We start from the raw sequence: 11706 nt of genomic DNA on the forward strand, positions 1-11706 counted from the left end.
TGGAGCGGGGCTTTTTATATAGTTCTGGATTTATCCATAAAAAAACAGGCTCTTGATCATCAAGAGCCTGTTTAAATGCAATTTATGCTTTTTGAACGTTAGCAGCTTGAGCTCCACGAGCACCTTGCTCAACGTCAAATGTTACTTTTTGGCCTTCGTCTAAAGATTTGAAGCCATCAGATTGAATAGCAGAGAAATGTACGAATACATCGTCTCCTTCTTCGCGCTCGATGAATCCGAAACCTTTTTCTGCGTTAAACCATTTAACTGTACCTGTTTCCATGTATGTTGCCTCCTAGTGCGTTGCCACACAAATATATTACTATCCCTGCTCAAAGTATTAATTTTCTACACCGAACAAAAATAATTCTACAATCATCATACCAAAAATCGGAAGGTAATGCAAACATAATTGAATTCTTCACTCCGTTTATGTGATGCATTCTTATTAGAACGCCATTATTAGCACAATTTAGATGCTTAAAAAAATTGTTATTGAGCCTGAATATGGTTCATGAGATCAGATTATGAACTCATAATAGGGCTCTTGCTTTTTTGTATCTTCACACCAAAGCGTTCCTTTCTGTGTAAAACCAGCTTTTTCTAACTGGTCCTTTCGTTTTTTTTATCCAAATTATACCATTTAAGCTCGGTAAATAGCTGCTCTGCTTTTTGCTATAAAAAAGCTACTTCCCAAAAAAGGAAGTAGCTTGATTTATCAATTACCTTTCAAATGACTGACTTTAAGGTTGTCGAAAGTTGCTTTCCTATCATCAGAAAATAACGAAATCCCTTCATCCTCAAATCTCGGAAAAACCAGATTCGAATGTACCGCCTTCCCATCATCCACAAACACTTCGATACTCGTTTTATCTACGATTACCTTCAGATGAACCTTTTTCTTGGCTGCATCAAAGGGTGCCTTGCTCTCGGAAAATTTGTTTTCTTTATCGGGATGATCTGTAAATGACCGGTTCACATAAGAATACTGATCTGCCGCATTAATTCCCACATCGATGTGACGCTTCTTATCATCTGATTCACGAAGTCTCAGGCCAATATTCTTGGCCTCTTTCCAGGTGATATCGGTCTCGAGTTGATAAATATCTGCTTTTACATCCAGTGCTTTAGAGCCGTCCACTTCAATCTTTTCATAGGTTTTTGTTTTACCTTTTAAATCTTCCAATGCTTTCACGGGCTGGGAGGCCAAATAGTAGGCACCGCCATCTCGGGATATAAGCTTGATCTCACGGGTGACAGAATCCATGCCGTTAAAGCCTTCTTTTAAGGTTGGGGTGTTATGCGGATACGCCCAGTTGTTCATCCAGGCAAACGCATAGCGCTTTTCGTATGGATCGCTCGCTGCACCATCTTCAAACGTCACGCCGCCGTACCAATCGAAGCCGTGATCAAGCCATTGCGGTTTTTCCTGATCGGGGGCAAAGGTGTTTCCGTCAAAGCTGCCGGTCCAGTAGGCGTATGTGTTCGGTTCGCCAATAGTGGAGCCGTTGGCACTGACGCCAAGCACCCATTTCATTGTTCCGTCATCAGCACGCATCATATAAAGGTCCGGACACTCAAGCACACCAAGATTCTCGGTGGAAAAGCCGCTCGTATACTTCCAGTCCTTTAGATTGCTTGACTCGTAAAAACCGATTTTATTTCCTTCAGCTATCGTCATGACCCATTTGTTGTGCTGCGTGTCCCAGATGATTTTCGGATCGCGGAAATCCTTGGTGCCAGGGTTAGTCATGACCGGTTTGTCGCTGTAAGATTTAAAGGTTTTTCCGTTGTCCGTGCTGTACCAGAGAAACTGTTCCTGCTTGCTGCCGTCTTTTGAAGGCTGGGTAAGGATAGCGATCCAGGCGTTTTTGCCGAAGGCGGCACTGTTTTTCTTATCGATGACTACCGATCCGGACCACGGATCTCCATTCTCATTCGTGTACTTTGGAATGGCCACACCTTCGTCCTTCCAGTGGACGAGGTCTTGAGATACAGCATGCCGCCATTCGGTTCCGTTGCCTTTCGGATAGTCCTTATTATAAAGATAGTAATAGTGATATTTTCCGTTAACGTAGATTGGGCGCTGCGGATCGTTTTTCCAATGGTCCGGTGCAGTGAAATGGTACGCAGCCCTGCGGGATTGCGCATGTTCCTTTTTCTTTGGCGGCTTGTCGGTTGGCTGATGTATCAATGAATAAAATTCCAGAAGGCTGAGTACCACGAGAGCGATAACGACCCACAACAGTTTTTTATTATCTATGGCCTTCATATCCATTCACCTACCTTTCCATGAAATGAAAAAAGAAAATGCCGAGGTACGGGCATTTTCTTTTAAATGTTGGTTAATCCGTCAGTTGACCCTGGTTCAGGATGCTGTCTTTGACAACCGAAGTATGCGGTCCTTTGATGTTCAGCTTGAAGCTTGGCGCAAACGTGGACTTGTGGTCTTCAAAGAATCCGCGGTTGGTCATATAGCTTGTGACGACCGCATTGTCACTGTTCTTTTGAGGGATAACATAGTGCGCGTAGTTCCACGTAATATCGTTTGGATCAAGGTCCTGGTGAAGGACGATTCCTGTTTTGTTCAACGGCTTGAACGGGCCGTCCAGGGAGTTGGCAACATAGCCAAGCATGTAAATGTCTTTATTATCGATACCGTCAATCGTCATCTTGGATCCTCGCGCGCTCGTGAAGAGGTACCATTTGCCGTCTTTTTCAAATACGTTGGCACGTTCAATTTCATCGGTTACGGTGTTGGAAACGATGAGTGGTTTCATCACCTTTTTCAAGGTGTAATCGTTATTGATTTCAATGATTCCGATGGCGCCGTTTGCTTTTTCGGCTGCATCCTTTTTCGGGCTTTGAAGCAGCTTGTTCTTTTCATCCTGGAAGAAGGCATTGCTGTTGCCGTAATAGGCCTGGTTGTAAAGCTGATTTTCGCCCTGATAGCCGGTTTCAGTGCCGGTATTGGCTTCAAACACAAGGTATTTGTGGCCATTGTCTTCCACATAATGCGGATCTCTTAGCGTATGGTTGTCGTTATAGTCACCGCCGCCAAATGCTTTTTCTACCGTTTGGTACATTTTGCTGTCTCCGCCCTCGAAGATGGACTTGTAGTCTTCCACGCCATCAATGTCCAAGGTGCTGCTGTCCTTTTCAGACACGTTTACTTGTGCGGTGGTCAGCGTTTGTTTGCCGTAATGCTTCGATTCGGGTGTGAACGGCTCACGATTGGTATAGAACAAGCGGATCTCGCCATCAGATGTAAAGGTGGCAGAGCCGGACCATTCTTCGGATTGATACTTTAAGTAAGGATCGTTCGCTTTGTACTTGTCGTTGTCATCAAACACTCGGCCGGCATTTTTCCAGGCATCGATAGAATTGTCGCCTGCTTTTTTATAGAACATGTAGATAAACGTATCATTGGCGTTCTTTGGATCACCGGCTAGCCCGAATACGATGTTGTAGCCCTTGTAATTCGCCACCGTTCCGTCAGCGTTCTGCAGCGGCCAAGTATCCCAAACATCCATTTTAATCAGGTTGCCGTCTTTGTCATACTTCTTGGCAGAGGGGATATTCTTGATGGTGGATGCATCGAAATTTGGAACTTCAAACTTGGCATCACCATGCTGGGAGATCATGTCTTTCATGTCAGAGCGGGTAATCTGAGACGTTCCGTACGTCTCTTTGTAGTCTTTTGTTGCGGTTTCTGCGAAAGCCTCTGGCCCGCCTGCTCCAAAAAGGATAGCGGCGCTCAACGATACGGCTGAAGCCTTTACGGCCAGCTTTTGAAATCTCATTTTGTTTCCTCCTATAGTGTTTTTGCGGTAAACCTGTCATAACCGTGCGGCAGGTGAACCTTGTTTATTACACATTGAATTATAGGACAGGGGCGTCAGGCTTGGATATGGCACATATTGATACGGATTTCGTCTTATATTGATATAGAAAAACAGGGGCATCAAAAAAAGCCCCTTTTGGAGGCTTAAAGCATTTATTGCGATATCGAACGTTCCCAGGATTTCTGGAATTCACGAAGCAGCTGTTCCCGGGTCAGCTTTTTTCCTACATACATTTTCATGGCGGCGCCAAATTCATCCCGTACGCCGACAGGGAAATGAAACCAGTTGGAAGAGAGGGTTTTTCCTTCCTTATAGTGCTGCATGATCTCGGCAGCCAGTGGACCGGGATTTGCAGGCTTAATCGTTTTAAAGGCAGGAATAAACTTAAACTTTTCCGTCATAAAGGCTTTCCCCTTGGAGGATGAAACCATCCAATTCAAGAACTTTTTGGCTTCCTTTTTCTCTTCGGGCGAGGCCTGTTTGTTTACCACCCAATAGTTTGGAACACTCACCACGATTGACTCACTGGAAGGTTCTTCATTAATCGGGACGGGCATCAGTCCGAGCTTCATACCGGGTGCCAGTTCATTGATCATGGGCTGAATCCAGTTTCCCTGAAGGATAATGGCCGCTTTCCCATTGGCGAAACTGTTTACTTCCGCCGTATAGTCGGTGGTCAAAGGGTTTGCCGTACCATATTTCAAGGTCAGGTCCAGGAAATCCAGCACATCATTAAATGTTGGATTGTGGTCAATGCGTGCGGTTCCATTATTCAAACGTTGGATAAAAGTTGCCGGGTCTTTTTGCATGGCAAACGCGATATTCAACAGGTGGACACCCAGCTTCCAGTCTTCATAATAACCGGTCGCAAACGGGGTAATGCCCGCTTTTTTCAATTTTTGGGCGGCGGCGGTTAATTCACTCAATGTTCCGGGCTCACGGGTAATGCCGGCTTTGCGGAATAACTCTTTATTGTAAATCAGTCCGTAGCCTTCGAGATTCATCGGCATTCCGTAGATTTTTCCGTTCAATTTGATGGGGTTCAAAGCATCACCGTAGGCATCTTTTACCCAGGGCTGATCAGATAAATCCACCAGGTACTTTCTCCACAGCTTTGCATTTTCGAATCCAGTGTTGGTAAAAATGTCAGGCGCTTTGCCGCTGGCCATCTCTGCTTTCAAATCAGATAAGGTATCCGCTGCACCGCCCACCGTATGAATCACGATGTGCACATGGGGATTTTTCTTTTCATAGGTCTTGGCCATTTGCTCGAACTGCGTGGAAATTTCCACCTTCGGATTTCGGATCGTCAAGGTGACGTCCGGCTTTGAGGGTGTTGGCTTTTTCGTTTCCCTGTCGTCAGGGTTTTGGCAACCCGTGAGCGAAAGGCTGATCACTCCGGTTAACAGGATCAAAGGAAGTTTTCTCATCATTCTACTCCTGTCTTTCGCTGTTCCGGTATTCGAACGGCGTCACACCGACAACCTTTTTGAACAGTTTGGAAAAGTACTTTTCGTCCTGGTACCCTAGCATCGAGGAAATGGAGAAGATGCTTTCGTCTGTTTCCCGCAGCCAATATTTAGCCTGATCCGTTTTTAACCGGGCCAGGTACTTGGACAGGGGCATGCCGGTTTCCTGCTTAAACTTTCTTGAGATATGTTCGCGGCTGAAAAAGAAGCGGTTTGCGAGCTTCTCCAATGTAATGTCTTCCATATAATAATGGTCCACATAGGAAATGATGTCCTGCATGCGGCGGGCGGCTTCCAAATCATCCAGCCGCTGGATGGACCGGAAATTCTGTTCCTCCATTTCTTTTTGCAGTTTGGGGAAAAGGAGGGGGAGGTGGTCCAAGGATTCGATGATCCCGCTTACCAGCCGGACGGGTATGTCCAGGTGATGAACGAGCCATTCCTCCGCCGCGAGCCACTCTCCGCGCGCTGTGACCACCAATCCGGAGTTGTGCTGATGCTGAAGCTTGAAGGCATACCCGAGCCAGTGTTCCAAAAGGTGATCAGCCAGATCATCAAGATGAGCGTCAGGCTGATGCATCTGATAGAAAGAAAGAAGAGTCACCTCATAGGTTTCCGCTTCGGGAAGGTAGAGTGCAACCAATTCCAGTTCGGCCGGTTCACCTTGACACGCTGCTGTGATCACCTGGTTCAGCCGGAGCCGTTTGGCATCTTCAGTGAAAAGAAGATTCTGTTGTTCTTCTTTCCATGCGTTGGCCGCCTTTTCAAGAGTAGCGTTAAAAGCCTCTTCCTCAATCGGCTTCAGCAAATAATCGAAGCTGTTGTTCTGGATGGCTTTTCGCATAAACGCATAATCGTCATACCCGGTAATCATCACTACTTTTCCGGGATAGGATATGCTGTTCAGCCATTCAATGAGTTCAATCCCGTTCATGCCGGGCATTTTGATGTCGGTAAAAATAAGTTCCGGCTCAGCTGTCTCAATGATCTGCCGGGCATCATCTCCATTGCTTGCTTCCAATATTTGAGTCACTCCATTTGCGTCCCATTGTCCCAGGTGTCGGATCACGTCCCGTACATTAAATTCATCATCAGCGATTAAAACTTTCATGGCCATCCTCCTTTCCATCGGTTGGTTCTGACAGGGGGATCGATAGTTTCACAGAGAATCCTTTTCCATGTAATGTATCAATCTCAAGGCTTGCGTTTGGCCCGTAATTTAACAGGAGCCGGTCGTATATATTTTTTAGCCCGATATGTTCATTTGGAAAATCTCCGTCAACGGTGGAGGCGTAAATGTTCTTCCTTAACTCCTGAAGGGCTTCATCCCTCAGGGGGGGGCCGTTGTTTTCCACAAAGAGGTATAAATACTCTTGTTCAAGCGTTCCGTAAATGAACAAATGGGCCTGATGCGTTTTTTCATACCCGTGTTTAAAAAAGTTTTCCACGAGCGGCTGAACAATCATGCTGGGAATGGTCAGTTGCATGATCTGATCACTGAGCTCGATCGAATAATTTAACGAGCGGCCAAACCGTTCTTGCTGCAGGATAAGGTAGGCTCTGATATAGGCTATTTCGTCCTTCATCATCACCCACTGGTTTGCCTGAATGGAGTATCTCATCATTTTCGAGAGAGACGTCAGCAGCTGATAGACTCTTGGTGCCTTGGACCGGAGGGCAACGGCTCCGATCGATTGGAGGGCATTAAAGAGAAAATGCGGATTCACCTGGGATTTTAGCGCCCTGAGCTGGTTTTTCCGGTTTTCGATTTCAAGCTTATATTCACGGTCGATGTGATGATTGATCCGGTGCATCATTTCCTGAATGTGGGTCTCCAGGTGGCCGATCTCGTCTTTTCTGCTCGTATTGAAGGAGACATTCATCTTTCCGCCTTCAATGGACCGGACTTTGTCGCTAAGCTCCTGGATCGGACGGGTGATCCGGTAGGAAATGAAGCCGATCATTAAAAGTCCGAGTAGTCCCACACCAAGGCCGATTAAAATGTTGGTGTAGGCTGTTTTCCTTACGTTGGAAAACAAGACATCACTAGGGGTAATCTTCACAAGCTTCCATCCATCGAGCGGCCCTGACAGGGTTTGGGAAAAGACGATGTTCTCCTGCGATTTAGGAGCATCCATCTTTCTTTGTAAAGAAGCAGGAACCTCCTTGCCGATGAGGGACCGATCGCTTCCGTACATCACGTGATTGTATTTATCAATCAACAGAACAGAAGCGCCGTTTTTCTGTTCTACTTTTTCAATGATGCTGGAATAGGTGCTAAGGTTGATGTCCATCGTCATGATGCCAAGGAACTGACCTGACAGGATATCTGTGATCTTATGGTGAATCGTCAGCACGCTTGTATTATCGGATTGTGGAACAATGGCTACATTATTGTAGTTTCTCAATGGATGTGGCGGTTTAATGATGTACTTTTGCTTCGAGTGAAGCAGGTGTTGAACAGGCTTTTCCCTAAGGACGTCCGGCTTGTGTTTCCGTGTGCTGACAATCGCATTGTAAACGGTGAACGACTCCTGATCCCTGGCGATGTAAAAACGGAGCTGGCGGATTTCCTTTCGCATCAGATAAAAGGTCTCCAGGCTTTTTTCCATGGAAGACTGATCCAGGTAGATGGAATCCTTGAATCCATGCTGAAAAATCCGGAACAAATCAGGATTGCGGTACAGGATATACGGCAGGTCCACCAGATCACCAAAGTACTGCTGAAGTTCCTCCGCGTTTTTCTGCATTTGCGCCCGGCTGTTTTCCAATTCGTGCTTCTCTACGCTATTTTTAGTTACACCATAGAGGATAACAACCGTTAAGAAATAAGGAATAAGAATAAAAAGAACGAGCATCAGCAGCAGGCGGCCCCGAATGGTCTTCATGCGTGCCCTCCTTTCATATAAAGGCGGGGTTTGTTTTCTGTATGTATGTCCAACATATACTTCGTTACTTTGAAAAGATTTACGCTGATACATAATTTACCCATTTTATAAATCAACGATTCTCTAATTATATTGGTGACTGATGCACAAAAAAGGGTGGTTAGAAAAACAAAGAAGGGGCTGTCCAGAAAGTCAGTGTAAACTGACTTTCTGGCAGCCTTTTTTTAAAATACTATAAAAAGTACACAAAAAAATCGTCCTCTTTAGTAAAATGAAAGTTACCACACCAACATTTTCACGAAAAGAAAGGACGATTTTTTATGCGCAATCTTACGATTACTACTGAAAATTATACCACGCAAACGAGCCTTCCTCTAGGGGGAATCCAAGAAAGTTCTTCTACTAAACGAAAATTAGCTCCCACCTTCAAACCGTACGATAACCAACAAGTTCAAATGATCTTTGATCTGCAGGAATGGATTCCAGCCCACCATGTGGCACGTGTAATTGATGAGATGGTGGAGGGCATTCCTGATGACCGGCTATTTTCTTATTACTCCGGCGGTGGACGGAGCTCATATCACCCAAAAATGATGGTGAAAGTCCTCCTCTATGGGTATTCACAGAAGGTCTATTCGTGTCGCGGAATTGAAAAGCTGCTTCAGGAAAATCTTCCGGCCATGTGGCTCGCAGCCATGCAGAAGCCCGATTTCCGAACGTTGAACGACTTTCGCGGCCAACGGATGAAAGCCTTGATGGATGAACTGTTTGAAACCATGATCAGGCAACTCATCCAGGACGAGTATATTACGATGGATCACTACTTTTTGGATGGTACAAAGATCGAAGCCGATGCCAATAAGTATTCTTTCGTGTGGAAAAAATCCACCGTGAAACATGAAGCGAAGTTGAAAGAGAAAATTCAAGAAACACTGCACCACATCAACCGCCTCACTGAATTAGAAGCGTTGCCAGAAGGGGATGAAACCAGCGATGAGCTCTCCCTTCCATTAGAAGAAGCCGCAACGATTCTCGATGAAGAAGTCACGTCCCTGACGGATGCGATCGAGAAGGAAACGAATACCGAAAAACGCAAAGAGATGCGTAAGAAGCGCAGTATCTACAAAAAACCCTTGAAGCTTATTCGTCACGATTTCTTGCCTCGTTTAGCCAAATATAAGGAACAGAACGAACGGTTTGGAGACCGGAACAGTTACTCCAAAACCGATACCGACGCCACCTTTATGCGCATGAAAGAAGACCACATGAAGAACGGCCAGTTGAAACCCGGCTACAATGTACAGATGGCGACCGAGAACCAATTTGTTTTGTTTTATTCCCTTCATCAACGCCCGACAGATACGCGGTGTTTCATTCCTCATTTTGAGAAACTGGCCGCGTCTTCTTTACCGATGCCGAAAACCGTGATTGCGGATGCCGGTTATGGCAGCGAAGAGAACTATTTGTTTGCGGTCGGAGAAGAAACAGAACCGCGATTTGATTTTCTGATTCCCTATGGAAGCTATTTGAAGGAACAAACCCGAAGCTATAAAAACGAGATCAAAAACGCAAAGAACTGGGTATATGAGGAACTCGATGATTGGTTTATCTGTCCCAATGGCAGAAGGGTACCGTTTAAGAAATATCTGAAGAAAAAGAACCGATCCGGTCTGGAACAAAGTTTCAAGATTTATGAATGCGAAGATTGTACGGATTGCCCGTTTAAAACCAAGTGCACCAAAGCGAAAGGGAACCGCCAGGTGCATTGGAACACGATCTATGAAGAAATGAAGGCCAAAGCAAAAGCAGCCCTTGAATGTGAGGAAAAAGCCGCGATCTATGCCCGACGTAAAGTCGAAGTGGAAAGCGTCTTTGGCCACATCAAGGGCAATCGGTCGTTCCGCAGGTGGTCGTTGCGGGGACTGGACAAGGTACATGTAGAGTTTGGAATCGTGGCATTGGCCCACAACCTCCTGAAAGTAGCAGGCATTCGCCTGACTACTTTCAGGAAAAAAGAACAACCAAAAAAAGCAGGACGGAAAAACTTATCGTTTTTCCGTCCTGCTTTCATTTTAGGGACTTATTGGACAGCCCCTTCTAGTAGTATTAAACACTCGAATCGGGTATCGACTTCGATTTAAGCTTCATATTTACAAACATGATACTGACTACGATAAACAACAACCCTACGACCAAATTCAGGGTAATGCTTTCATGCAGCAAAAACGAACTGCAAAGGATGGCAATGAGCGGGATCAGGAAGGTAAAGGATCCAACTTTGCTCGCCTCGCCAGAACCGACCAGCGTAAAGAAAGCGAGCCAGCCAAAAGCAATCACAAAGGTAGAAATGAAGAGTAGATTCACGATAAATGGAGTCTCCCATTTGATCATTGACCAACTTTCAAACCCGGTGCCCGCGCCTAACAGGAAGATTCCCCCGATAAGCAACTGTATGGTAACCATCCAGATAGCATCCACCCGGTCACCGGTCTTCTTCACATAAACGGTACCAAGTCCCCAGCCGATGGCGGAGCCAAGCGCGAGTATAATGCCGATTGCGGAAATGTCTCCTGTAAATCCGCTGGCGCTGATGATCGCCACACCTGCAAATCCGAGAAATAACCCGATAATTTTTAAACCGTACATCGATTCCCCAAGCCAAATCCAGCAGAAGATCCCAAGCAGCACAGGCTCAACGAAAACTATGGCGGAGAATAAACCTGCCGGGGCGTACCCGAGGCCTAACGTCTGAAGTCCGTAAAAAAGGATGATGTTAAAAAAAGCGGAAATGAAATAAAAGTGCCATGTTTCTTTAAAACGAAGCTTCTTCAACCGTGGAAGTGCGAAAAGAAGTAAGATAAGACCGCCCAAAATCGTTCTGATTCCTGCAAATAATAATGGGGGTGTGTAGTTAAGAGCCATTTTGGATAACGGCCAATTGATCCCCCATAAAATCACAAGGAATGTAAGCAGAAAGGCGGTTTGTGCTCGTGAAAGTTGTTTCATCGTTGTGCCTCCTTGACCTATACCTAAAACATATTACGCCTATCAAAATAAATCACAAGTTAAATGCTCTATCTCGATGGCCTTCAACATTTCCCGAGAAATATCTACAGCTTTTTGTGGATATCGACAGAATTAGAACAGGACCGTTCTGTTCTGCCGTGAAGTTATCCGACATACATTAATACAAATAGCAACGCATCAATAAGGAGGGCTAAGAATGGACATTATCAATGATTTTGCTCCGTATGTTGGGTTAGCCGTCATTTTGTATGCCATCCGTCAGACATCCAGGGTATCAAACCGCTATATTCCGATTGTGGCGATTGTGCTTGGCGTGCTGTATTCCTTCTGGGAATCGGGCGTATCGCCGCAAACTACATTGGTTGGGTTAAAGTACGCATTACTTGGCATTGGAACAGTCGCCGGTGTAAAATATTTTATAGAGTCATCGGCTAAAAAATAACATTCACGAAACCGCACATAAGTCGCCGGGGATTT

9 protein-coding genes are annotated in these 11706 nt (G+C 45.4%); 2 read left to right on the forward strand and 7 right to left on the reverse strand.

Translation table 11 applies throughout. The features are described 5' to 3' along the window. Positions 1-82 precede the first annotated feature (82 nt). The 6 genes from cspC to QNH15_RS01925 all read right to left on the reverse strand — a co-directional run bounded on the left by cspC (position 83) and on the right by QNH15_RS01925 (position 8202). On the reverse strand, positions 83-283 hold the full coding sequence (cspC, locus tag QNH15_RS01900; protein ID WP_283892153.1) for a cold shock protein CspC: 201 nt from the start codon (positions 281-283) through the stop codon (positions 83-85). A 435-nt stretch (positions 284-718) separates the two neighbouring features. Continuing rightward, entirely contained in the window at positions 719-2272 is a 1554-nt protein-coding gene (locus QNH15_RS01905; protein ID WP_283892155.1) for a glycoside hydrolase family 32 protein, read from the reverse strand. 73 nt (positions 2273-2345) lie between these two features. Further along, entirely contained in the window at positions 2346-3803 is a 1458-nt protein-coding gene (locus tag QNH15_RS01910; RefSeq protein WP_283892156.1) for a glycoside hydrolase family 68 protein, read from the reverse strand. Positions 3804-3997: 194 nt separating this feature from the next. Beyond that, positions 3998-5278, reverse strand: a complete 1281-nt coding sequence (locus tag QNH15_RS01915) for an ABC transporter substrate-binding protein (RefSeq protein WP_283892157.1) — start codon at positions 5276-5278, stop codon at positions 3998-4000. Position 5279: 1 nt separating this feature from the next. Further along, a complete protein-coding gene (locus tag QNH15_RS01920) occupies positions 5280-6425 on the reverse strand; it encodes a response regulator (RefSeq protein WP_283892158.1) in 1146 nt (381 codons plus the stop codon). After that, positions 6406-8202 (reverse strand): sensor histidine kinase, encoded by a 1797-nt coding sequence (locus tag QNH15_RS01925; protein ID WP_283892159.1) that lies wholly within the window; start codon positions 8200-8202, stop codon positions 6406-6408. Before QNH15_RS01925 ends, QNH15_RS01920 begins: the two co-directional genes overlap by 20 nt. 320 nt (positions 8203-8522) lie before the next feature. On the opposite strand from QNH15_RS01925, the gene QNH15_RS01930 reads away from it, so the two are divergent. Further along, positions 8523-10343: an IS1182 family transposase gene (locus QNH15_RS01930; protein ID WP_283892160.1), complete on the forward strand. Its 1821-nt coding sequence runs from the start codon at positions 8523-8525 to the stop codon at positions 10341-10343. Here QNH15_RS01930 and QNH15_RS01935 read toward each other — a convergent pair. Beyond that, positions 10309-11208 (reverse strand): DMT family transporter, encoded by a 900-nt coding sequence (locus QNH15_RS01935; RefSeq protein WP_283892162.1) that lies wholly within the window; start codon positions 11206-11208, stop codon positions 10309-10311. The genes QNH15_RS01930 and QNH15_RS01935 overlap by 35 nt on opposite strands. A gap of 217 nt (positions 11209-11425) precedes the next feature. Here QNH15_RS01935 and QNH15_RS01940 point away from each other — a divergent pair, with 217 nt between their 5' ends. Further along, entirely contained in the window at positions 11426-11671 is a 246-nt protein-coding gene (locus tag QNH15_RS01940) for a phage holin family protein (protein ID WP_283892163.1), read from the forward strand. The last annotated feature ends 35 nt before the right edge of the window (positions 11672-11706 follow it).

This window comes from Fictibacillus enclensis (genome assembly GCF_030123385.1).
In the GTDB taxonomy this organism is placed as follows: domain Bacteria; phylum Bacillota; class Bacilli; order Bacillales; family Fictibacillaceae; genus Fictibacillus_C; species Fictibacillus_C enclensis.

Excerpts from the sequence above, each read along its gene's own strand:
- QNH15_RS01905 (WP_283892155.1), bottom strand. The coding sequence starts at position 2,272 with ATGAAGGCCATAGATAATAAAAAACTGTTGTGGGTCGTTATCGCTCTC.
- QNH15_RS01915 (WP_283892157.1), bottom strand. The coding sequence starts at position 5,278 with ATGATGAGAAAACTTCCTTTGATCCTGTTAACCGGAGTGATCAGCCTT.
- QNH15_RS01935 (WP_283892162.1), bottom strand. The coding sequence starts at position 11,208 with ATGAAACAACTTTCACGAGCACAAACCGCCTTTCTGCTTACATTCCTT.
- QNH15_RS01940 (WP_283892163.1), top strand. The coding sequence starts at position 11,426 with ATGGACATTATCAATGATTTTGCTCCGTATGTTGGGTTAGCCGTCATT.
- QNH15_RS01920 (WP_283892158.1), bottom strand. The coding sequence starts at position 6,425 with ATGAAAGTTTTAATCGCTGATGATGAATTTAATGTACGGGACGTGATC.
- cspC (WP_283892153.1), bottom strand. The coding sequence starts at position 283 with ATGGAAACAGGTACAGTTAAATGGTTTAACGCAGAAAAAGGTTTCGGA.
- QNH15_RS01925 (WP_283892159.1), bottom strand. The coding sequence starts at position 8,202 with ATGAAGACCATTCGGGGCCGCCTGCTGCTGATGCTCGTTCTTTTTATT.
- QNH15_RS01930 (WP_283892160.1), top strand. The coding sequence starts at position 8,523 with ATGCGCAATCTTACGATTACTACTGAAAATTATACCACGCAAACGAGC.
- QNH15_RS01910 (WP_283892156.1), bottom strand. The coding sequence starts at position 3,803 with ATGAGATTTCAAAAGCTGGCCGTAAAGGCTTCAGCCGTATCGTTGAGC.